Annotated in this window: 21 protein-coding genes; 5 read left to right on the top strand and 16 right to left on the bottom strand. The window is 67.0% G+C overall.

Going from position 1 to position 20,789, the window contains the following annotated elements:
- The first annotated feature begins 120 nt into the window (after positions 1-120).
- The 5 genes from F0U60_RS25040 (at position 121) to F0U60_RS25020 (ending at position 5,461) form a co-directional block, all read left to right on the top strand.
- The gene (locus F0U60_RS25040; protein WP_395824113.1) at positions 121-582 is read left to right on the top strand and encodes a ferritin; all 462 of its coding nucleotides are present in this window, start codon (positions 121-123) and stop codon (positions 580-582) included.
- Between the two features lie 25 nt (positions 583-607).
- Entirely contained in the window at positions 608-1,465 is an 858-nt protein-coding gene (locus F0U60_RS25035; RefSeq protein WP_203404577.1) for a family 1 encapsulin nanocompartment shell protein, read from the top strand.
- Positions 1,466-1,497: 32 nt separating this feature from the next.
- Complete coding sequence (locus tag F0U60_RS25030) at positions 1,498-2,913, top strand: sigma-54-dependent transcriptional regulator (RefSeq protein ID WP_395824110.1); 1,416 nt, start codon at positions 1,498-1,500, stop codon at positions 2,911-2,913.
- A gap of 137 nt (positions 2,914-3,050) precedes the next feature.
- A complete protein-coding gene (locus F0U60_RS25025; RefSeq protein ID WP_395825430.1) occupies positions 3,051-4,058 on the top strand; it encodes a M23 family metallopeptidase in 1,008 nt (335 codons plus the stop codon).
- A gap of 122 nt (positions 4,059-4,180) precedes the next feature.
- A complete protein-coding gene (locus tag F0U60_RS25020; RefSeq protein ID WP_395824107.1) occupies positions 4,181-5,461 on the top strand; it encodes a hypothetical protein in 1,281 nt (426 codons plus the stop codon).
- Between the two features lie 52 nt (positions 5,462-5,513).
- Here F0U60_RS25020 and rsmI read toward each other — a convergent pair whose 3' ends face one another.
- The 16 genes from rsmI to icd form a co-directional block, all read right to left on the bottom strand.
- Complete coding sequence (gene rsmI / locus F0U60_RS25015; protein ID WP_395824104.1) at positions 5,514-6,344, bottom strand: 16S rRNA (cytidine(1402)-2'-O)-methyltransferase; 831 nt, start codon at positions 6,342-6,344, stop codon at positions 5,514-5,516.
- Between the two features lie 7 nt (positions 6,345-6,351).
- On the bottom strand, positions 6,352-6,735 hold the full coding sequence (locus tag F0U60_RS25010) for a YraN family protein (RefSeq protein ID WP_395825427.1): 384 nt from the start codon (positions 6,733-6,735) through the stop codon (positions 6,352-6,354).
- 47 nt (positions 6,736-6,782) lie between these two features.
- Complete coding sequence (locus F0U60_RS25005; protein ID WP_395824102.1) at positions 6,783-8,780, bottom strand: ATP-binding protein; 1,998 nt, start codon at positions 8,778-8,780, stop codon at positions 6,783-6,785.
- A 100-nt stretch (positions 8,781-8,880) separates the two neighbouring features.
- Positions 8,881-9,285 carry a 50S ribosomal protein L19 gene (gene rplS, locus F0U60_RS25000; RefSeq protein ID WP_395824099.1) on the bottom strand — a complete coding sequence of 135 codons (405 nt, stop codon included), beginning with the start codon at positions 9,283-9,285 and terminating at the stop codon, positions 8,881-8,883.
- A 133-nt stretch (positions 9,286-9,418) separates the two neighbouring features.
- Positions 9,419-10,153 (bottom strand): tRNA (guanosine(37)-N1)-methyltransferase TrmD, encoded by a 735-nt coding sequence (gene trmD, locus F0U60_RS24995; RefSeq protein WP_395824095.1) that lies wholly within the window; start codon positions 10,151-10,153, stop codon positions 9,419-9,421.
- Entirely contained in the window at positions 10,153-10,701 is a 549-nt protein-coding gene (rimM, locus tag F0U60_RS24990) for a ribosome maturation factor RimM (protein WP_203404568.1), read from the bottom strand. Before rimM ends, trmD begins: the two co-directional genes overlap by 1 nt.
- On the bottom strand, positions 10,698-10,988 hold the full coding sequence (locus F0U60_RS24985) for a KH domain-containing protein (protein WP_395824092.1): 291 nt from the start codon (positions 10,986-10,988) through the stop codon (positions 10,698-10,700). The genes rimM and F0U60_RS24985 overlap by 4 nt, the downstream gene beginning before the upstream one ends.
- A gap of 25 nt (positions 10,989-11,013) precedes the next feature.
- Entirely contained in the window at positions 11,014-11,280 is a 267-nt protein-coding gene (rpsP, locus tag F0U60_RS24980) for a 30S ribosomal protein S16 (protein WP_395824089.1), read from the bottom strand.
- An 86-nt stretch (positions 11,281-11,366) separates the two neighbouring features.
- Positions 11,367-12,524, bottom strand: coding sequence for a 23S rRNA (adenine(2503)-C(2))-methyltransferase RlmN (gene rlmN / locus F0U60_RS24975; protein ID WP_395825424.1), 1,158 nt, complete (start codon positions 12,522-12,524; stop codon positions 11,367-11,369).
- Positions 12,525-12,702: 178 nt separating this feature from the next.
- Complete coding sequence (gene ndk, locus F0U60_RS24970) at positions 12,703-13,146, bottom strand: nucleoside-diphosphate kinase (RefSeq protein ID WP_257458804.1); 444 nt, start codon at positions 13,144-13,146, stop codon at positions 12,703-12,705.
- A 35-nt stretch (positions 13,147-13,181) separates the two neighbouring features.
- The gene (sucD, locus tag F0U60_RS24965) at positions 13,182-14,084 is read right to left on the bottom strand and encodes a succinate--CoA ligase subunit alpha (protein WP_395824085.1); all 903 of its coding nucleotides are present in this window, start codon (positions 14,082-14,084) and stop codon (positions 13,182-13,184) included.
- Between the two features lie 20 nt (positions 14,085-14,104).
- Complete coding sequence (gene sucC, locus F0U60_RS24960; protein WP_395824082.1) at positions 14,105-15,265, bottom strand: ADP-forming succinate--CoA ligase subunit beta; 1,161 nt, start codon at positions 15,263-15,265, stop codon at positions 14,105-14,107.
- 225 nt (positions 15,266-15,490) lie between these two features.
- Positions 15,491-16,321, bottom strand: coding sequence for a succinate dehydrogenase iron-sulfur subunit (gene sdhB, locus F0U60_RS24955; protein WP_395824079.1), 831 nt, complete (start codon positions 16,319-16,321; stop codon positions 15,491-15,493).
- Positions 16,322-16,338: 17 nt separating this feature from the next.
- On the bottom strand, positions 16,339-18,219 hold the full coding sequence (gene sdhA / locus F0U60_RS24950) for a succinate dehydrogenase flavoprotein subunit (RefSeq protein WP_395824076.1): 1,881 nt from the start codon (positions 18,217-18,219) through the stop codon (positions 16,339-16,341).
- 254 nt (positions 18,220-18,473) lie between these two features.
- Positions 18,474-19,415, bottom strand: coding sequence for a malate dehydrogenase (gene mdh / locus F0U60_RS24945; protein WP_395824073.1), 942 nt, complete (start codon positions 19,413-19,415; stop codon positions 18,474-18,476).
- Between the two features lie 22 nt (positions 19,416-19,437).
- The gene (gene icd, locus F0U60_RS24940; protein ID WP_395824070.1) at positions 19,438-20,733 is read right to left on the bottom strand and encodes an NADP-dependent isocitrate dehydrogenase; all 1,296 of its coding nucleotides are present in this window, start codon (positions 20,731-20,733) and stop codon (positions 19,438-19,440) included.
- Positions 20,734-20,789: the final 56 nt, after the last annotated feature.

The following is a 20,789-nucleotide window of genomic DNA, read 5'->3' as shown; positions in this document are numbered from 1 at the left end:
GCGGGGACGGTCAAGCGTCCCGGACTCTACGCGGAGCGTTCACCCGCTAGAAGCATGAACTCGGACCCCCATGGTTTCCCTTGACGGTTCCCCCTGCAGGCCGCAATGGTCAGCCCTCCCATGGCTGGTCCCCCTACCAACGACCTCTCGACCGATGTCGCGCTCGTGCGCCGCGTACTGGCACGCGAGTTGGAGACCATCAACGAGTACGAGGCCCACGCCCGTGCCTCCTCCAGCCCCGAGGTGCGGGATTTCTTCCTGCACCTGGCCGCCGAGGAGAAGGAGCACGTCGCCGAGGCCGTCCACATGCTGCGCCTGTTGGATGCCGGTCAGGAGGCGCACTTCAATAAGCCTGTCGTCACGGGTCACTTCCAAGGCGCCATCGAGGGCCAGCCGTCTCCCGCCCCTGCTGCCCCCCCCACCCCGTCGACTCCGGCCGAGCCGGCCCAGCCTGCGCCCAATGGTCAGGCCGAATCGCCGACCCTGCTTCCTCCTCAACGCATCGTGTACGGAGTACCCGCGCCGCCACCCAGCCCGGGCACCCATCCCTTGACCGTCGGCTCGCTGCGGCGCAGCCGCTGAACGCGTACCTCCCTGGAGCATCCTCATGCCTGACTTCCTTGGACATGCCGAGAACCCGTTGCGCGAGGACGAGTGGGCTCGCCTCAACGAGACCGTGATCCAGGTCGCCCGCCGCGCGCTCGTCGGCCGTCGCATCCTGGACATCTACGGCCCGCTGGGCGCGGGTGTGCAGAGCGTCCCCCATGACGAGTACACCGGCGTCAGCCCGGGCGCGGTGGACATCGTCGGCGAGCAGGAGACGGCCTCCGTCTTCACGGACGCGCGCAAGTTCAAGACGATCCCCATCATCTACAAGGACTTCCTGCTGCACTGGCGCGACATCGAGGCGGCCCGTCTGCACAACATGCCGCTCGACGTGTCCGCCGCCGCTGGCGCCGCGGCCCTCTGCGCCCAGCAGGAAGACGAGCTCATCTTCTACGGTGACCCCAAGCTCGGCCACGAGGGCTTGATGAACGCCACGGGCCGTCTCACCGTGCCGCTCGGGGACTGGACCACGCCCGGCGCCGGCTACATGGCCATCGTCGAGGCCACCCGCCGACTCAATGAGTCCGGTCACTACGGCCCCTATGCCGTCGTCCTCTCTCCTCGCCTCTTCTCGCTGCTGCACCGCATCTTCGAGAAGACGGGCGTGCTGGAGATCGAGACCATCCGCCAGCTCGCGGCGGACGGCGTCTTCCAGTCCAACCGGCTGCGCGGTGACTCGGGCGTGGTCGTCTCCACCGGCCGCGAGAACATGGACCTCACGATCGGCATGGACATGGTCACTGCCTACCTGGGGGCCTCTCGGATGAACCACCCCTTCCGGGTGCTCGAGTCGCTCATCCTGCGCATCAAGCACCCTGACTCCATCTGCACCCTGGAAAGCGAGCCGAACCGCGGTTAGCTCCTCCTGGAGCCGCCCACCGCCAGCCCCCCATGGCGAAGATCCTGGTCATCGACGACGAGGCGAACCTCCGCAAGGTGCTCGCCGCCATCCTGCGCCGTGACGGCTATGACGTCACCGTCGCGGTCGATGGCGAGCAGGGTCTCGCCGAGTTCAACAAGAACGGCGCGGACATCGTGGTCACCGACCTCGTCATGCCCAAGGCTGGGGGCATGGAGGTGCTGCGCTCCGTCAACGCCGCCAACCCCGACGTGCCGGTCATCATCATCACCGCGCACGGCACGGTGGACTCCGCTGTCGAAGCCATCAAGGCCGGGGCCTTCGACTACGTCACCAAGCCCTTCGATCAGGCGGAGCTCTCGGCTGTCATCGCCAAGGCCGCCAAGGCGCACGACGTCGCCCAGCGCTCGGTGCGCGCCGACGCCAAGGCCCGCTCCGCCATCATCGGCGAGTCGCCCCAGCTCCACGAGGTCTTCAAGATCATCGACAAGGTGGCCGACACCCCGTCCACCGTGCTGATCACCGGCGAGAGCGGCACCGGTAAGGAGCTCGTCGCCTCGGCGCTGCACGGCGCCTCCAGCCGCCGCGACAAGCCCTTCATCAAGATCAACTGCGCCGCCATCCCCCACAACCTCCTCGAGTCCGAGCTCTTCGGCTACGAGCGCGGGGCCTTCACCGGTGCTGTCACCTCCAAGCCCGGTCGCTTCGAGCTGGCCGACGGCGGCACCCTCTTCCTGGACGAGATTGGTGAGATTCCCGTCGAGATGCAGGTGAAGCTGCTGCGCGCCCTCCAGGAGGGTGAGTTCGAGCGCGTGGGCGGCATCAAGACGACCCGGGTGGACGTGCGCCTCGTCGCCGCCACCAACCGGGATCTGCAGGCGGAGATCGAGACCGGGCGCTTCCGCAAGGATCTGTACTACCGGCTGGCGGTGGTGCCCATCGTCCTCCCGCCGCTGCGTGAGCGCCGCGGGGACATCCCCATGCTCGCGGGGCACTTCGTGGAGAAGTACAACCGCAAGCTCAACAAGAAGATCGAAGGCATCACCGACGAAGCGATGGCGCTGCTGCAGGGCTACAACTGGCCCGGCAACATCCGTGAGCTGGAGAACCTCATCGAGCGCGTGCTGCTCTTCGCGGACGGGCCCTCCATTACCGCGAAGGATCTGCCGGATCCGATACGCCAGGGCTCCACACCAGCGCCTGTCCTCTCGGCTGCTCCTCTCGAGGCCTCGACTGGCGAGGGCGGTCTCAAGGACATCGTCCGCATGAAGGCGGCCGAGCTAGAGAAGGACCTCATCACCAAGGCCCTGGAGGAGACGGGCGGCAACGTCACGCGAGCAGCCAGGCTGCTGCAGATCAGCCGCAAGTCGCTCCAGACGAAGATGAAGGAGTTTGGCCTGCGTGACACGACCGCCCAAGATGGGCGGGACGAAGGCATCGACGACTGAAACCGGACGGCGAAATATCGCCGCGAAACCATCGGTTCGGTCCCGGCGCACAACCCCTTTCAACTCTGGGAGCCTGAATGCGGCCGCCTCTTCCCACCCTCGGACCTCAACCGAAAAAGAGCCCTGTCGGGCCGGTGATGGTCGTTTCCTTGCTTCTCGGCCTGAGCGCCGGAGGCGTGTGGTGGTGGAAGCAACGACTTGCCTCTGAGACGCCCGCCACCGTCGCGGCCGAGCCACAGGCCACCGCGCCCGTGGCCCAGGGCCCCGTGGACACTGGCGCTGCCGCCGCGCTCCCCTCTGCCCCGACGGCGGCCGCTGCCCCCTCCAACGATCCGCTGAAAGCCGCCGGACTGTCCCGCGCTGTCATCCGCATCGAGGGACCGCTGGAGACAGCCGTTACCGCGGCTGCTGGCCCCGAGGTGGGCCCCGCGCTCGCCCAGGTGGTGACGCGTACGCTGGTGTGGTGGGTGGACGTGCCGGGCGACATCCGCCGCGGTGACACCCTGGACGTCCTCTACGAGGTGCGCCCCAACGAGGAGCCTCTCGTGTACGCGGTGCGCTTCACCAGCAACAAGACGGGCCAGACGCACAAGACCTACCGCTTCCAGGCCGAGGGCGACAGGAACCCCCGCTACTACCTGCCCAGTGGCGAGGAGCTGGAGCTGCGCCTGGAGAACTCGCCGCTGGACGACTACGAGCAGGTGACGTCGCTGCTGCGTGATGGCCGCCGGCACAAGGGCGTGGACTTCAAGACGCCCGTGGGCACCCCTGTGAAGGCCCCCTTTACGGGCATCGTCCGCCGCAAGAACTGGAGCTTCCGCTTCAACGGCAACTGCATCGAGCTGGAGGAGGTGGGTGGCAAGCACCGCCGTGCCCTCTTCCTGCACATGGACGAGCTGCCGCGCACGCTGAAGGTGGGTGACCGTATCGCCGCGGGCGCCGTGCTGGGCCGCAGCGGCAACAGTGGCCGCTCCTTCGCGCCCCACCTGCACTACCAGCTCGAGGCTGGCGACGAGCGCGTCCTGGACCCCTACGAGAGCCACCGCACCTACCGGCGCTCTCTGGCGGCCACCCAGCGCGCGGCCTTCGAGGCCGAGATGCGCCGGCAGGACGCGCTGCTCGGCACCACGGTGGCGGGCGGCTGAGGCCATCCGTTTCTTGACACCCCTTCCTGTGGCGGCTAGCGTCCCCGGACAATTTTTCTCAACATTTCTCGGGGGTTAGGCGGTATCGGCCGGGCGCCCGAGGATGTGGTTCCGGAGGTCGGATGTCCAGGCTTCGCGCCGTTGTCGCCGCGCTGACGCTGGGTGCGCCGTTCGTCGCTACTGCGGCGGATGTGACCCGCGTCGCTTCGTCCTTCGAGGACAATGATCCGTTCGGGATGTTCATCGACGTGGGCTTCGAGCACACGCAGCGGCGCACGAAGATCCTCCGCGAGGTGCTGTCATCGGATGGTGGGTCGCGTCAGCTCACCCCCGAGCTCTGGTACAAGGGTCACGACACCCGGCTGAACCTGGACCTGGCCTTCGGCCTCTACCAGGACGTGGAGTTCTCGTTCGGGCTCCCCATCGTCCTCGCGTGGAATGAGGACTGGAGCTTCGTCTCGGGACGGAACGCGGGCAACTCCTCCATCACCAACAACTGCCTGCGGGCCAATGGCTCGTTGACGGATCCGTCCTGCGATCCGGCCACGGGGGCAGGCACGCAGCCGCTCTTCAACGTGCCCTTGGAGTCATTCCGCGGCGGCCTGGGCAACATGCGCTTCGGGCTGGCGTGGGCCGTCTTCAACCAGCGCAAGGACGACACCAAGCCCACCTGGGTGGTGGGGCTCGACTACGAGGCGCCCACGGCGAAGCAGCTCAACCCGAGCATGGTGACGGCTTCGGACGAGCGGGGCTCCGTCGGGGACCGGGTGCACAAGTACACGCTGTACACGGCGCTCTCTCGGAAGATCGGTCTGGCGGATCCGTACTTCAAGATGCACTACACCATCCCGGTGCGGGGCCCGGGCTTCTACTCCAACTGCGACAGCCGCGACGCGGGGAACCTCGCCTACCCGGAGAACTGCAGCACGCCGGGGTGGGATCGCAAGACGACGGGCATCCAGCCGGCACACGTGGCGGGGGTGACGTTCGGCTCCGAGTTCCAGGTCTATGACCAGCCTCGGCGCCAGTTCAAGTTGGACCTGCGAGCCATCACCAACTACGTGTCTGAGGGCCGCTACTACAACGAGCTGAGCGGCGCGCTGCGCAAGCTGCTCTACACCGGGGACTACATGCAGGTGGGTGGCCAGGTCGCCCTGACGGCGCGGCTCTCCGACGTGGTGTCCGTCCGGGGCTCGGGCATGCTCCTGTACAACACGGACCACGTCCTCACCGACGAGAAGATCGGCAAGGACATCGACGCGAGCGGTACGGTGGACATCACGGAAAACCCGGCGGAGCTCAATCCCAACTTCGACTACCGCACGGACTTCGTCTCGCGGCGCTTCTACGCCTCCGAGAGCAAGGACTTCCGCGTAGACATCACCGCCACCTTCCAGTTCTAAGGTGCCGGCCTCCCCTCCCTCTCCCACTGGGAGAGGGTCGGGGTGAGGGTCTTCACTGCTTCTTGAGCCCCAGCCCCAGCCGGTACACGTCCTGACCGGACCAGCCGGCGCGGCGGGCCAGCTCGGTGCTCAGCGGCTTGAGCTTCTCCCCTCGCCCGAGCCCCGCCTCCAGCGCACGCCGCAGCTCCTCCTCGGACCAGCGGCGCTCGCCGGTCCTCCCCTCCACCAGCACCACCACTTCGCCCCGGGGCTCCTCGGTGGCGTAGCGCTCGGCCAGCGTGGCCAGCGAGCCGCGCACGAACTCCTCGTGCACCTTGGTCAGCTCGCGGGCCACCACCGCGCGCCGGTCCCCCAGGGCGTCCTTCAAGTCCACCAGCGTCTCCGCCAACCTGCGCGGTGACTCGTAGAGAGCAATGGTGGCCGACAGCGGGGCCACCTCCTCGAGCATGGCCTGACGCTCGGGGCCCTTGCGCGGCAGGAAGCCGAGGAAGTGGAAACGCCCTGTGGGCAGCCCCGAAGCGCTCAGCGCCGCCACCAGCGCTGTGGGCCCCGGCACTGGCACCACCTTCACCCCTCGCTCGAGCGCCTCGGCCACCAGCTTCTCTCCGGGGTCACTGATGCCCGGGCTGCCCGCATCCGTCACCAGTGCGCAGTCCTCCCCGGCCTCGAGCCGATCCAGGATGCGGCCAGCGCGCTGGCCCTCGGCGAAGGCCGGAAGGCTCACCGTGTCCGCGGAGATGCCAAAATGGTCCAACAGGACGCGCGAGTGCCGAGTGTCCTCACAAGCCACAAAGGCCACCTGCCGCAGCGTCTCCAGGGCGCGCGTGGAGATGTCCCCCAGGTTCCCGATGGGAGTAGCCACCAGATAAAGCGTTCCGGGCATCCGTGCCTCACATGCCAGCGTCGAAGGCGCCTGGCAGATGCTCTACCGTCGCGCGCTCGCCGCGGCCCACCACCGAGATGACGTCGAAGCGGAGCATCCTATCCCGCAGCCGATGGGCCACGAGGTAATGCAACGCGGCCTTCACCACCTTGCGCTGCTTGCTGAAGGACACCGTGTGGGAAGGATCCCCCCACACCGCTGTGGAGCGCATCCGCACCTCCACGAAGCAGAGGAGCTCCCCGTGCTCGGCCACCACGTCCAGCTCCCCGTGGCGGCAGGAGTAGTTGCGCGCGCGCACCCGGTAGCCCTGCTGCTCCAGGAAGCGCACCGCCGCCTCTTCACCCTCGTCCCCATACTCCTTGCGATCCACCGCCGCCCCTCCCCATCCCATCGCACCCATCCCCGGGCCTCCAACACGGAGGCCCTCGAGCCATCGACCTATAGCGTGACAGTCCCGTCCGACATCTGCGTGAAGCCGGCGTGCGAGGTGACGTGCAGCACCTGCGTCAACGAGCCCAGGTGCTTGAGCATCCGCCCCAGCAGCGGCAGCCGGGTCTCGTCCACCCCCACCAGCGCGTCCTCCACGAGCAGTGGCAGCTTCACCCGGGCGCTCACCTTCTCCACCACCGTCAGCCGGAGGCTCAGGAAGAAGAGATCCACCTCGCGCGGAGCCAGCTCGCCCACGGGCATGCGCCGGCCCGAGGCAGCCACCACCATCGTCCGCCCGTCCCTGTCCCACTCCACGCCAACATAGCGGCGCTCGGTGAGGGCGCTGAAGTACTGCACGCACCGCTCCCGCATCATGCCCACCACCGCGTGAACATCCGTGGCGAGCAGATCCCCCGCCAGGCTGAGCAGCACGGGCGACGGATCCTCCAGGGGCTCCATGCCCGTGCCCATCTCGGCGCCAGGCATCATTCCCGCCCCGGCCAGCTGCGGGTTGCGCGCGAGCGCGATGGACTCCTTGAGCCGGAGCAGCTCCCGCTCTACCTCGCGCACGTCGCGCACGAAGGAGCCCTTCTCCGCGATCTTCGCATTGAGCAGCTCAATCTGCTGACGAATCACCGGCAGCTGGTCGGCGGCCTCGACGAGCTCCGGATGCCTCTCCATGGAGACGAGCTCGGCGCGCAACTGAGCCACCTCGGCACCGAGTTGCTCACGCCGCTGGAGGCGGGGGGCGATATCCTTGGGCGTGTCCACGTCGAACACTTCCAGCGCCTTGCGCACCGGCCCCGCCTCGGCCTCGAACTCCTCGAGGATCTTCTTCTCGCGCACGACGAACATCTCACCGCGGCGGAGGATCTTGTCCTTGTACTGCAGCTCGTCCACGTAGCGCAGGGCCAACACGGCCGCGAAGCCGAAGGCGGGGATGTCCAGCAGCGCGATGTACCGGCCCGCGTTGGTGAAGAAGAAGCCGGCGATGAAGCACGCCACGCCCGCGGCCATGGCGATCAAGAAGTTGCGGTTGCGCACGAGCGGCTCCACGTCCGGCAGACGCGCCGCCTCCTCCTCGGCCACCTCGCGCTCGGAGTTGAGCCGCGCGAGCGCCTCGTCGCGCCGGGCGAGGGTCCTCGAGTAGCGCTCCGCCCGAGCCACAATGTCCTGGGGCAGGCCAAACGACTCGGGCGTGGGCTCGGCGGACCAGGCCGCCTCCGCCTCACGCAGCTTCTCCTTCAAGCTGTCGGTGCTTCGCAGCTTCGACTCCAAATCGAAGACCTGCGAGTTGAGCCCGTCCACCTCGAACTGGAGGTTGTCGACCTCCTTGCAGAACACGAGCTCCTTCTCGAGCTCGCGCACCTTCGCCTCGGCGGCGGGGATGTCCGACGCGGGCATCACCGTCTGCAGGCCTCCGAGCCCCGAAGCGGAGATCGCCATGCCCGGGGACGACGGCGAGCGCAGAGCCGGCATGCCAGCAGACGACGGCGAATGCAGGGCGGGCATGCCCGGAGACGACCCCGCCGAGCGAAGCCCCAGGCCCGAGGTCGAGGCCGGACGACCAGCCCCCCGAGGCCGACGCGAGGGCAGTTGCGCCGACTGGAGACAGAAGAGCTGCTCGAAGGTGGTGCGCGGCGGCAGCCCCACCTGGCCCCGGAGGAACTGATTGGCCTCGGTGGTGTCCTGCGTCACCAACTCCGGCTGCTTCGTGCTGGGATTGAGCCGATGCAGCGAACCACCACCGCCCAGCTCACGCAGCACGCGGTAGGTGACAGAGTCCTGCCCCACCAGGGTGAGAGCGGCCTTGCCCGGCTTCTGCGCGGAGGCTGCAAAGGAGGCATCACCCCCGCGCCCGTCCGCGTAGAGCAGCGCGAGCGCCAAACCGGCCAGCGGGCTCATGTCCGCGGGCGGCTTGAGCACCAGATATCCGGGCTTCAGGGCGAAACGGCCCGCTGGGGCGAACCCGCGGACGTTCTGGACGGCGACTTCAACGAAGTGCATGCGCCCCCCATTCTATCGCGCATGGGCATGAAAAAAGGGAGCGCCCTTGGAAAAGGAACGCTCCCCAGGAAGGAACCGGCCGACGAGGGCCGGAGCTGAATCAGGCCCTTGCCTGCTCGGCAGCCTTACCGGCCGAGGTGGCGCGGCGCATCTCAGCGTCCTCCTGGCTCTCCACGCGGGAGGCCTTGCCCTTGAGGGCGCGGAGGTAGAAGAGGCGGTTGCGGTTCACGTTGCCGCGGGTGAGGACCTCGATCTTCTCGTAGCGCGGGCTGTGCACGGGGAAGATGCGCTCCACGCCCACGCCGAAGGAGACCTTGCGGACGGTGAAGGTGGCGCGGTTGTGGCCCTTCGTCTTGCGGATGACGACTCCCTCGAAGGCCTGCACGCGCTCCTTGTCGCCCTCCTTGATCTTCCAGTGGACGCGAACGGAGTCACCGGTGCGGAACTCGGTAACGTCCTTGCGGAGGTGCTTGGCCTCCACGTACTCGATGGCGCTGCGACGCATGACTTGACTCCAGTAATCCCGTGATGCTCGGACTCGGGGTATACGAAACTTGAGAGCGGGCCGTACTACCAGAGAGCGGGGGGTCGGACAAGCCCGCAGAACACCGACCATTGCCCGGGAACCATTGGAGGGGCTACAGCTCCTCCTCTTTCTTCTGCAGCAGCTTCGTGTCCGCCTTGCCGAGTTCCAGGCGGGCGAACAGATCCGGACGCCGCTCCCGGGTGAGCTGGAGGGCCTTCCAGCGGCGCCAGCGGGCAATGCGCGCGTGGTCGCCGGACTGGAGGACGGCGGGCACCTCGGCGCCGCGGAAGACGGGCGGCCGGGTGTAATGGGGATGCTCCAGGAGCCCTTCCTCGAAGCTCTCGGTGACACTGGAAGACTCGTTGCCCAGCACCCCGGGTAGCAGCCGGGCCACGGCGTCCACCACGGCCAGGGCAGCGACCTCGCCCCCGGTGAGGATGAAGTCACCCAGGGACAGCTCCCCGTCCAGGTAGGGCATGACGCGCTCATCCACGCCCTCGTAGCGGCCGCAGACGAGGATCAGACCGGGCTCCTTGGCCAGCTCGCGCGCCTTTGCCTGGGTGAAGGCGGGGCCGCGAGGGCTCATCAGCAGCACCTTTGCCCCAGCGGGCGCACGGGCCCGAGCGGCCTCAATGGCGGCCACCAGGGGCTCGGGCTTCATCACCATGCCGGCGCCGCCCCCGTAGGGCGTGTCGTCGGTGACGCGGTGCTTGCCCTCGGCGAAGTCACGCACGTAGGTGATCGTGACGCCAAGCAGCCCCTTCTCCCGAGCCTTCCCGAGGATGCTCGCGCTCAGGTAGCCCGAGACGCTGTCCGGGAAGAGGGTCAGCACCTCCACGGGGTACATCAGTCCTCGCCCCCTTCCCGCTCCTCCCCACCAACCTCCAGGTACTCCGGGGGCTTCACCACGAGCCGACCGCCCGCGATGTCCACGGTGGAGACGAAGTCGTCGGCAAAGGGCACCACCAGCTCTTCCTTGCCCTCGGCGCGGATGACGAGGTTGGGCACCTCACCGGTGCTCCAGAGCTCCTCCACGCGGCCGAGCACGTTGCCGGACTCGTCCACAGCGGTGAGCCCCACCAGGTCGCCCTGGAAGTACTCGTCCTCAGCGGGAGGCTCGAGGTCCTCACGGAAGGCGAGCACCGTGGCCCCGACCAGCGCCTCGGCGTCGTTGCGCCCCTCCACCTCCTCGAAAACAACAAGGACTTCCTTGGGGGTGGGACGAACGGACTCGATGCGCAGGACGCGCTCCACGCCGGCACGCGTGCGGACGAGCACGCGCTCGACATAGTCGAGCGTCTCGGACTCCGGATCGAAGGGGCGAACGGCCACTTCTCCCCGGAGACCGTGGGCGCGGGCCACATAGCCCAGCTCGAGATGGGGTTTGAGCGTCACTGGCCTTGAGGGGCGGTGGCGGGCGCGGGGGTCGCGGCCTGGGGCTGCTGGCGCCGGTCGTCCTGGATCTCCAGGCGAACCTTCTGACCCTGCTTCTGGGCCGCGGCACCGAGCAACGTCCGGAGGGCACCCACAGTGCGCCCATCGCGGCCGATGACCTTACCCACGTCCTCGGGGGCGACCTTCAGCTCATAGAGCCGGGCCCCCTCCACGTCGGACGCGCGCAGGCTCACCTGATCGGGTTGATCGACCAGGGCCCGCGCGAGATAGATGATGAGTTGCTCCACGCTGTCCGCTCAGCCCTGCGAGGGACTAGGCCGTGGGCTTGGCGGCGGCGGCGGCGCGCTTGTGGCGCTTGATGAGCTCGCCCACCGTCTCGGAGGGGGTCGCGCCGGCCTTCAGCCAGTGCTCCAGGCGATCCGCGTCGAACTCCACCTTGGCCGGGTTGTGGTTGGGGTCGTAGGCGCCCACGGCCTCGATGAACTTGCCATCCCGGGGGTTACGGGAGTCGGTAGCCACCACGTGGTAGTACGGCTTCTTCTTGGCGCCCGCGCGGGCAAGACGGAGAACAACGGCCATTTCTGATGCTCCAGGTGAAAACTAAAGGTGAAACGAAGGTGATCAGCTTGGAGGGGGGCGCTCTTAACGCCGCCCCAACCGGATTGTCAAGGAAGCTCGGGGTTTTGCGCCGTTTCTGACGCATTTTCTCCACCCCGGTTGGCCAGCTGCCCACAGGCCCCGGCAATATCCCGGCCCCGGTTCTGCCGGATGAAGGCGGCGACGTGCCCCTCGCAGAGCAGCTCCCGGAAGCGCTCGGCCCGCTCGTCCATGGTGGTCTTGAAGCCGAGCCCGGGGTTCTCGTTGTAGGGGATGAGGTTGACCTTGGCGGGGATGTCCTTGAGCAGCTCGATGAGCCGGTAGGCGTCCTCGTCGCTGTCGTTGAAGTCCCGCAGAAGGACGTACTCGAAGGTGATGCGGCGGCCCTGACGCAGTGGGAACTTGCGGCAGGCATCGAGCAGCGCCGCGATGTTCCACTTGCGGTTGACGGGCATCGTCTTGGACCGCTGCTCGTCGGTGCTCGCGTTGAGCGAGATGGCGAGCTTCACGTCCGTCTCCTGGCCGAAGCGCTCGATCATCGGCACCAGGCCCACGGTGGAGACAGTGATGTGGCGGTGGCTGAAGTTGGGCCCGTCCACGGACTGGAGGATGGAGAGCGCCGTCTTCAGGTTCTCGAAGTTGTGCAGGGGCTCGCCCATGCCCATGAAGACCAGGTTGGAGAGCGGGCGCAGGGTCTCCAGCTTCTCGAGCTTGCGCACCTCTCGGTTGACCGCGTGCACCTGGGCGACGATCTCCCCCGGGGTGAGGTTGCGCTTGAGACCGAGGGTGCCCGTCATGCAGAAGGTGCACGCCATGGCGCAGCCCACCTGGGTGGACACGCAGAGCGTCTTGCGGTCCTCCGAGGGCATGTAGACGGACTCAATGAAGCGTCCGTCGCGGGTCTTCCACCGGTACTTGATGGTGCCGTCCACCGAGCGCTGCTCGGCGTCCTTCACGAGGGGGACGATCTCCGCGCGCGCCTTGAGCTTCTCGCGCAGGGCCTTGGAGAGGTCCGTCATCTCGTCAAACGAGGTGGCACCGCGCTGGTGGATCCACCGGTACACCTGGCCGGCGCGGAACGAGCGCTCGCCCAGTTCCTCGGTGAGGAAGCGGGTGAGACCCTCCAGCGTGAGGCTGGAGACCTCCACGAGCTTCGCGGGCGCGGGGGCATGCGCGGGCACGGGGGTGGCCGTGATGTCGGCGTTGGGGGTGGACTCGGGCTGCATCATCATGGTTCCAACGAGGGGAGTGTGGGTGTCACTTCCCACAAGATAGGACGCGGAGTCAAAGGAGCGCCCGTCCCCTCCCCTGCTTTTCGTGGGCTGCCGGAAAAGACGACCGGCCCGGCCACCCGCGGAGGAGCGCGGGAGCCGGGCCGGGGTCCTGGGCACGAGGCCCTCCTGCTTACTTCTTGGCCGTCCAGTCGTAGCCGTGGATCTCGGTCTCGCGGAAGAAGTACGCGATCTCGATCTTGGCGTTCTCGAGGCTGTCCGAGCCGTGCACCGTGTTCTGGTCGATGCTGGTGGCGAAGTCGCGGCGGATGGTGCCCGGGGCGGCGTTGGCCGGGTTGGTGGCGCCCATGATGTCGCGGTTGGCCAGGACGGCGTTCTCACCCTCCAGCACCATCAGCACCACGGGGCCGGAGATCATGAAGTTCACCAGGTCCTTGAAGAAGGGGCGCGCCTTGTGGACGGCGTAGAACCCCTCGGCCTGCGCCTGGGACAGCTGCTGCAGGCGGATGGCGACCGGCTTGAGACCCTTCTCCTCGAAGCGGGAGATGATCTTGCCGATGACGCCCTTCTGAAGCCCGTCGGGCTTGATGATGGACAGCGTACGCTCGATGGCCATGGTCGTGGTCCTCGTGTGTCGTGTGAAAGGTGGAACTAGCGCTTCTTCTTGGGAGCGCCGCGCTTGACGGCCTCCTGCAGCGTGGTGCCGAGCTCGGCGGGGCTGGCGGACATGAGGATGCCCGCGGACTCCATGGCCTTGATCTTCTCCGAGGCCGTGCCCTTACCACCGGAGATGATGGCGCCGGCGTGGCCCATGCGCTTGCCCGGAGGAGCCGACTGGCCAGCGATGAAGCCGGCGATGGGCTTGGTGAACTCGCGCGCCACGTACTCGGCGCCGCGCTCCTCGGCGTCGCCGCCGATCTCGCCGATCATGATGACGGCGTCCGTCTCCGGATCGTCGTTGAACAGCTTCAGCACGTCCACGAAGTCCGTGCCGTTGACCGGGTCACCGCCGATGCCCACCGCGGTGGACTGGCCCAGGCCCAGCTGGGTGAGCTGGAACACGGCCTCGTAGGTGAGCGTACCGGAGCGGGACACCACGCCGATGCGGCCCGGCTTGTGGATGTGGCCCGGCATGATGCCGATCTTGCACTGGGCGCCCGGGGTGATGACACCGGGGCAGTTGGGGCCGATCAGGCGCACGCCCGGCTTACCCTGCAGGTAGCGCTTGGCCCTGATCATGTCGTTGACGGGGATGCCCTCGGTGATGGTGATGATGAGAGAGATGCCCGCGTCGGCGGCCTCCATGATGGAGTCGGCGGCGAAGGGAGGCGGAACGAAGACGACCGAGGTGTTGGCGCCGGTCTGCTTCACCGCGTCGGCCACCGTGTTGAACACGGGGACCTTGCCCTCGAAGTCGGTGCCACCCTTGCCCGGCGTGACGCCAGCAACCAGCTTCGTGCCGTACTCCAGCATCTGCTTGGAGTGGAACGAGCCCGCCGAGCCGGTGATGCCCTGGCAGAGGACCTTCGTGTTCTCGTTGACGAGGATGCTCATGGCTTGAACCTTTCTCTGCCCTACTTCAGCGCGGCGACGGCCTTCTCGGCGGCCTGGCGGAGGTTGTCGGCGGGGGTAATGGCGAGGCCGGAGTTGCGCAGCAGCTCCTTGCCCTTCTCCACGTTGGTGCCCTCGAGCCGCACCACGAGCGGAACCTTCAACTGCACTTCCTTCGCCGCGGCGATGATGCCCTCGGCGATGACGTCGCACTTCATGATGCCGCCGAAGATGTTGACGAGCACCGCCTTCACGGCCGGGTCAGCGAGGATCAGCTTGAAGGCCGCCGTCACCTTCTCCTTGCTCGCGCCGCCACCCACGTCGAGGAAGTTGGCCGGAGCGCCACCCACCAGCTTGATGGTGTCCATGGTGGCCATGGCCAGACCGGCGCCGTTCACCATGCAGCCGATGTTGCCCTCCAGCGCGATGTAGGCCAGGTCCCACTCCTTGGCCTGGGTCTCGCGCGGCTCCTCCTCGGCGATGTCGCGGTACTCGAGCAGATCCTTGTGCCGGTAGAGCGCGTTCTCGTCGAAGTTCACCTTCGCGTCGAGCGCCACCACGCCGCCGTCCTTGAGGATGACCAGCGGGTTGATCTCCACCAGGGAGGAGTCCGTCTCCACGTACATCTTGTAGAGCGCGGCGCAGAACTGGACGAACTTGTTCACCGTGGGACCGGTGAGGCCCAGGCCGAAGGCCAGCTTGCGGCCCTGGAAGTCCTGGAAGCCCACCGCCGGGTCCACCGCCTCGCGGAGGATCTTCTCCGGGCTGTGGGCGGCCACTTCCTCGATCTCCACGCCACCCTCACGGGAGGCCATGAAGGTGATGCGCGAGGTGGCGCGATCCAGCGTCACGCCGAGGTACAGCTCCTGACCGATGGCCAGGCCCTCCTCGATGTAGACCTTGTGGACCGTCTGGCCCTCGGGCCCGGTCTGGATCGTCTTGAGCTTCATGCCAAGCATCTGCTTGGCGAGGTCCTTCGCCTCAGCGGGGCTCTTGGCGAGCTTCACGCCGCCGCCCTTGCCGCGACCGCCCGCGTGGATCTGCGCCTTCACGACGACGACCGGGGTCGCCAGCTCCTTGGCGGCCGCCTCGGCCTCCTTGGGCGAAAGCGCGAGGATTCCCCTCGGCGTGGGGACGCCATACTTCCGGAAGAGTTCCTTGCCCTGGTACTCGTGGATCTTCATCGAGGCTCCGGGTGACGCGAGTGACGCGAGACTGGCACCCGGGATTGAGCCCCGGGGCGGGACGATGCGGGTGCCTCTCTCGCGCAGAATGGCCCGCTTGGCAAGGCCCTATTGTCAAGAGCCAAACCCACGGACCGAAAAGAACTGAGGCCCCTGCCCGGCGAGGAACAGCCGGACGCGGGGCCTCGTGAAACGACCATGTAACTGACATCTACTGCACTGCTGCTAGCCCGGCCCGCCCGTGGACTTCTTCTCGTCGCCCTGGTCGAAGAAGATGTCCTTGACGATCTGCTTGGTCACCTCGCGGTTCATCACCGCGATGGAGGTGGTGAGCGGGATCTCCTTCGGGCACACCTTCACGCAGTTCTGCGCCTTGCCGCAGTCCTGGATGCCGCCCGGCCCCATGAGTCCCCGGACGCGCTCCTCGGCGTTCATCTTGCCGGTGGGGTTCATGTTGAAGAGCCGAGCCTGGCTGATGGCGGCGGCGCCGATGAAGCCGTTGTCGATCGTCACCTGCGGGCACGCCTCGAGGCAGCTGCCGCACGTGATGCACGTGGACAGCTTGTACATCACCGAGTGATCGCCCTGAGACTGGCGCGGACCCGGGCCCAGGTTGTGCGTGCCGTCGATGTTGATCCACGCCTTCACGCGCTTGAGCGCATCGAACATGCGGTCGCGGTTGACGGCCAGGTCGCGCGTGACCGGGAACTTCTTCATCGGCTCCAGGGTGATGATGGGCTCCCCGTCACCGATGATGCGGTCGATCAGCGCCGAGCAGGCCATGCGGACCCGCCCGTTGATGTTCATGGCGCAGCTGCCGCACACCTCCTCGAGGCAAGCGGCGTCCCAGATCACCGGAGCCACCTTCTGGCCGCTCGTGGTGACCGGGTTGCGCTGGATCTCCATCAGACAGGAGACGACGTTCGCGCCCTTGCCATAGGCGACGCGGAACTCGTCGAAGTGCCCGGCCCCATCCGGACCGTTCTGCCGCCAGATGCGGAAGGTGACGTGCTTCGTGGTGGTGCTGACAGGTGCCTGCGCGGTCGCGCTATCCATGTCGTTCCCTCCTTAACTCAGGCGTACCAGCGCGGCTCGGGGTCGAGCACGGGCGTGGGAAGGTCTTCGTAGCTGATCTGCGGGCCCTCGGCCGAGTACCTGGCCATGGTCGTCTTGGCCCACTTCTCGTGGCGCTTCTTCCACAGAGCCATCCAGTTGGGATCCTTCGTCGGATCCTTCGTCTCCGGCTCGGGCAGCGAGAACTCCGGCTTGTAGTGGGCGCCGCGGCTCTCGTCGCGCAGCAGCGCGCTCTTGGCGATCACCTCGGCCAGCTCGAACATGTTCCAGAGCTGGTTGGCGTAGGAGATGCTCCGGTTGCCCACGTTGCCCGTGTCGAGCGCGTTGAGGTTCTTCCAGCGATCCTTGAACTCGCGGATCTTCTCCACGGTCTTCTTCAGGCGGTCGTTGTAGCGGACGACGGTGCAGTTCTCCGTCATCAGATCGCCCAGCTCGCGGGACAGCCCGTACGCGTTCTCCTTGCCGTCCATCTTCTTGATGGTGGCGAAGCGATCCTCCCAGAACTTCTTCGACTCGGCGAAGTACTTCTGGTTGTCCGCGTCGGTGGCGCTCTTGGCGTTGTTCTTGGAGAAGGCCACCATGGCCGGGCCGCCGATCATGCCGCTGTAGATGCAGGAGAGCAGCGAGTTGGCGCCCAGGCGGTTCGCGCCGTGGTAGGCGTAGTCCGCCTCGCCCGCGGCGTAGAGGCCGGGGATGTTGGTGGACTGGTTGACGGGGCTGCCGACCAGCGGCGTCTGCGTCTGCGGATCCGCCTCGAAGCGCACATACAGGCCGCCCATCGAGTAGTGCATGCCCGGGAAGATCTTCATGGGCACGTGGCGCGGATCATCACCCACGAACTTCTCGTAGATCTCCATCACGCCGCCCAGCTTCGCGGTGAGCACGTGAGCCGGGATGTGCGTGACGTCCAGGTACACGGCGTCCTGGCCGCCCAGCCCCATGCCCAGCTCGCGGCACACGCTGAAGATCTCGCGGGTGGCCACGTCGCGCGGCACGAGGTTCTTGTACTTGGGGTATTTCTCCTCGAGGAAGTACCAGCGCTCGCTCTCGGGGATGCTCTTCGGATCGCGGGTGTCACCCTTCTTCTTGGGCACCCAGACGCGACCACCCTCACCACGCACCGACTCGCTCATCAGGCGCAGCTTGTCCTCACCCGGGATGGAGGTGGGGTGCACCTGGATGAACTCGCCGTTGGAGTAGATGGCGCCCTCCATGAAGGCGCGGCCCGCGGCGGTTCCGGTGTTGATGATGGAGTTGGTGGAGCGCCCGAACACGATACCCGGGCCACCGGTGGCCAGGCAGACGGCCTCGGCCGGGAAGGTGCGGATCTCATTCGTCCGCAGATCCATGGCCACGCTGCCGATGCACCGGCCCGAGCCGTCCTTCACCGTGCCAAGCCACTCCCAGTACTCGTACTTGGTGACGCGCCCCTCGGCCTCCCAGCGGCGCACCTGCTCGTCCAGCGCGTACAGCAGCTGCTGGCCGGTGGTGGCACCCGCGAAGGCCGTGCGGTGGTGCAACGTGCCGCCGAAGCGGCGGAAGTCCAGGAGACCCTCGGACGTGCGGTTGAAGGTCACGCCCATGCGGTCGAGCAGATAGATGATGCCCGGGGCCGCGTAGCACATGCCCTTCACGGAGACCTGCTCGGCGAGGAAGTCTCCGCCGCGCAGCGTGTCCTTCACGTGGATGTCCGGGGAGTCACCTTCTCCCTTGGTATTCACCGCGCCGTTGATGCCGCCCTGGGCGCAGACCGAGTGGGAACGCTTCACCGGCACAAGCGACAGGATATCGACCTGATAGCCGGCCTCGGCGAGCTTGATGGTGGTCATCAGTCCGGCGAGTCCGCCGCCCACCACCGTGAACCGCGCTGCTGCTGCCATGCTGCGTCTCCTTGGTGACCGGAGGGCCGGACGCCCTCGGGCATGGACGGCGCCGCAACCCGACTCCGCGAGCGAGCGCGCCGCCCAGACCTCCGGTGCAATACACTTTCTAGTTAACTGGTGAATTCAGCGAGCCGCAAAGATTACCGGATCGAAGGGATAAGAGCGCTCCATCTCCGGCATCAGCCCCGCTCAGCCTGGCCCGCGCGGCGGCTTGCACCGCGCGGGACCGGGCCTGCTCGCAGCGGGAGGGACTACAGCTTCACGCCCTCGACGGTCTTCTTCACCGAGTCGAAGGACTTGTTGAGCTCGGCCTTCTCGGCCTCGTTGAGCTCCACCTCAACGATCTTCTCCACGCCGCCGGCGCCGATCTGCACCGGGACGCCGAAGAAGTAGCCGTTGATGCCGTACTGGCCCTCGAGCAGGGCGGCGGCCGGCAGGACGCGCTTGCGGTCGAGCAGGTAGCTCTCGGCCATGGCGATGGAGCTGGCGGCGGGCGCGAAGTAGGCGCTGCCCGTCTTGTAGAGGGCCACCAGCTCGGCGCCGCCCTTGCGGGTGCGGTCGATGATGGCGTCCAGCTTGTCCTTGGCGATGAGCTGGGTGAGGGGCACGCCGCCCACGGTGCTGTGACGCACGAGCGGAACCATGTCGTCACCGTGGCCGCCGAGCACCAGGGCCTCCACGTCGCGGATGGAGCTGCCGAGCGCCTCGGCGACGAAGCACTTGAAGCGGCTGGTGTCGAGCACGCCCGCCATGCCGACGACCATGTTCTTGGGCAGCCCGGAGATCTTCTGGAGCGCGAACACCATGGCGTCCAGCGGGTTGGCCACGTTGATGACGAAGGCGTTGGGGCAGTGCTGCTTGATGTTGGCCGCCACGTCCCGCATGATCTTCAGGTTGACGTCGAGCAGGTCCTCGCGGCTCATGCCCGGCTTGCGGGGCACGCCAGCGGTGATGATCACCACGTCCGAGCCGGCCACGTCCTTCCAGTCGGTGGTGCCGGTGACGCGGCAGTCGTAGCCGTCCACGGCGGAGAGCTGGTTGATGTCCAGCGCCTTGCCCTTGACCATGCCCTCGGCCGCCGGGATGTCGTAGAGGACGACGTCGCCGAGCTGCTTCTGCACCGCGAGCAGGGCCAGGTTGCCGCCAATCTGACCGCCGCCGATGAGGCCAATCTTCTTCTTGGTGTGAGCCATGTGGATTGTCTCTCCGTGACGACTACATGTTCTTGATGATGGCCTGGCCGAACTCCGAGCACTTCACCTCGGTCACGCCGCTCTGCTTCTCCTGGTTCATCAGGCGGGCGAAGTCGTAGGTGACGGTCTTGTTGGTGATGGCCTTGTCCATGCCCTTGATGATGAGGTCGGCCGCCTCGTTCCAACCCATGTGGCGCAGCATCATCTCGCCAGAGAGGATGACCGAGCCCGGGTTCACCTTGTCCAGGTCCGCATACTTGGGCGCGGTGCCGTGGGTGGCCTCGAAGACGGCGTGGCCGGTGACGTAGTTGATGTTGCCGCCCGGCGCGATGCCGATGCCGCCCACCTGCGCGGCCAGCGCGTCCGACAGGTAGTCACCGTTGAGGTTGAGCGTGGCGATGACGTCGAACTCGTCCGGACGCGTCAGCACCTGCTGCAGCGTGATGTCCGCGATGGAGTCCTTGATGAGGATCTTCCCACCGGCCAGCGCGGCCTTCTGCTCGGCGTTGGCGGCGTCCTCACCCTTGGCGGCCTTGGTGGCCTCCCACTGATCCCAGGTGTAGACCTTGTCGCCGAACTCGCGGGCGGCCAGCTCGTAGCCCCACTTGCGGAAGGCGCCCTCCGTGAACTTCATGATGTTGCCCTTGTGCACGAAGGTCACGCTCTTGCGCTTCTCGCGGATGGCGTACTCGATGGAGGCGCGGATGAGGCGGTCGCTGCCCTCCTTCGACACGGGCTTCACGCCCAGGCCCACGTTCTCCGGGAAGCGGATCTTCCCGAACTCCTTCGGGAACTCCTTCTTCAGCAGCTCGAGCATCTTCGCCGCGTTCGGCGTACCCGCCTCGAACTCGATACCGGCGTAGATGTCCTCGGTGTTCTCCCGGAAGATCACCATGTCGACCTTCTCAGGGGTCTTCACCGGGCTGGGCACGCCCTTGAAGTAGCGCACAGGCCGCAGGCAGACGTACAGGTCCAGCAGCTGGCGCAGCGCCACGTTCAGCGAGCGAATGCCACCGCCCACGGGCGTGGTCAGCGGGCCCTTGATGCCCACCAGGTACTCGCGGAACGCGGTGACCGTCTCGTCAGGCAGCCAGTTGTTGACCGTCTTGAACGCCTTCTCGCCGGCCAGCACCTCGAACCAGGAGATCTTCTTCTTGCCCTTGTAGGCCTTCTCCACGGCCGCATCGAACACGGCCTGCGAAGCGCGCCAGATGTCGCGACCAGTGCCGTCACCCTCGATGAAGGGGACAATGGGATGATCCGGCACAAACAGCTTGCCGTTCTGCAGGGTGATCTTCTCGCCGCTCGGAGGGGCCATGAAGGAAGCTCCTGACTAGGGATGGGGGTGACCTATTGGGCCGCGGATGCTTTGCA

The sequence above is a fragment of the Archangium minus genome (assembly GCF_044360475.1).
Lineage (GTDB): Bacteria > Myxococcota > Myxococcia > Myxococcales > Myxococcaceae > Archangium > Archangium minus.
Note: the sequence above shows the minus strand (reverse complement) of the source record. Positions and strands in the feature narration are given on the sequence as shown.

Coding starts and splice junctions, on each gene's coding strand:
- F0U60_RS25025 (WP_395825430.1), top strand. CDS start 3,051: ATGGTCGTTTCCTTGCTTCTCGGCCTGAGCGCCGGAGGCGTGTGGTGG.
- F0U60_RS25005 (WP_395824102.1), bottom strand. CDS start 8,780: ATGCACTTCGTTGAAGTCGCCGTCCAGAACGTCCGCGGGTTCGCCCCA.
- F0U60_RS25020 (WP_395824107.1), top strand. CDS start 4,181: ATGTCCAGGCTTCGCGCCGTTGTCGCCGCGCTGACGCTGGGTGCGCCG.
- F0U60_RS25030 (WP_395824110.1), top strand. CDS start 1,498: ATGGCGAAGATCCTGGTCATCGACGACGAGGCGAACCTCCGCAAGGTG.
- sucD (WP_395824085.1), bottom strand. CDS start 14,084: ATGAGCATCCTCGTCAACGAGAACACGAAGGTCCTCTGCCAGGGCATC.
- F0U60_RS25040 (WP_395824113.1), top strand. CDS start 121: ATGGCTGGTCCCCCTACCAACGACCTCTCGACCGATGTCGCGCTCGTG.
- F0U60_RS25010 (WP_395825427.1), bottom strand. CDS start 6,735: ATGGGATGGGGAGGGGCGGCGGTGGATCGCAAGGAGTATGGGGACGAG.
- mdh (WP_395824073.1), bottom strand. CDS start 19,415: ATGGCTCACACCAAGAAGAAGATTGGCCTCATCGGCGGCGGTCAGATT.
- sdhA (WP_395824076.1), bottom strand. CDS start 18,219: ATGGCAGCAGCAGCGCGGTTCACGGTGGTGGGCGGCGGACTCGCCGGA.
- rplS (WP_395824099.1), bottom strand. CDS start 9,285: ATGCGTCGCAGCGCCATCGAGTACGTGGAGGCCAAGCACCTCCGCAAG.
- rsmI (WP_395824104.1), bottom strand. CDS start 6,344: ATGCCCGGAACGCTTTATCTGGTGGCTACTCCCATCGGGAACCTGGGG.
- sucC (WP_395824082.1), bottom strand. CDS start 15,265: ATGAAGATCCACGAGTACCAGGGCAAGGAACTCTTCCGGAAGTATGGC.
- trmD (WP_395824095.1), bottom strand. CDS start 10,153: ATGTACCCCGTGGAGGTGCTGACCCTCTTCCCGGACAGCGTCTCGGGC.
- rpsP (WP_395824089.1), bottom strand. CDS start 11,280: ATGGCCGTTGTTCTCCGTCTTGCCCGCGCGGGCGCCAAGAAGAAGCCG.
- ndk (WP_257458804.1), bottom strand. CDS start 13,146: ATGGCCATCGAGCGTACGCTGTCCATCATCAAGCCCGACGGGCTTCAG.
- rlmN (WP_395825424.1), bottom strand. CDS start 12,524: ATGCAGCCCGAGTCCACCCCCAACGCCGACATCACGGCCACCCCCGTG.
- icd (WP_395824070.1), bottom strand. CDS start 20,733: ATGGCCCCTCCGAGCGGCGAGAAGATCACCCTGCAGAACGGCAAGCTG.
- F0U60_RS25035 (WP_203404577.1), top strand. CDS start 608: ATGCCTGACTTCCTTGGACATGCCGAGAACCCGTTGCGCGAGGACGAG.
- sdhB (WP_395824079.1), bottom strand. CDS start 16,321: ATGGATAGCGCGACCGCGCAGGCACCTGTCAGCACCACCACGAAGCAC.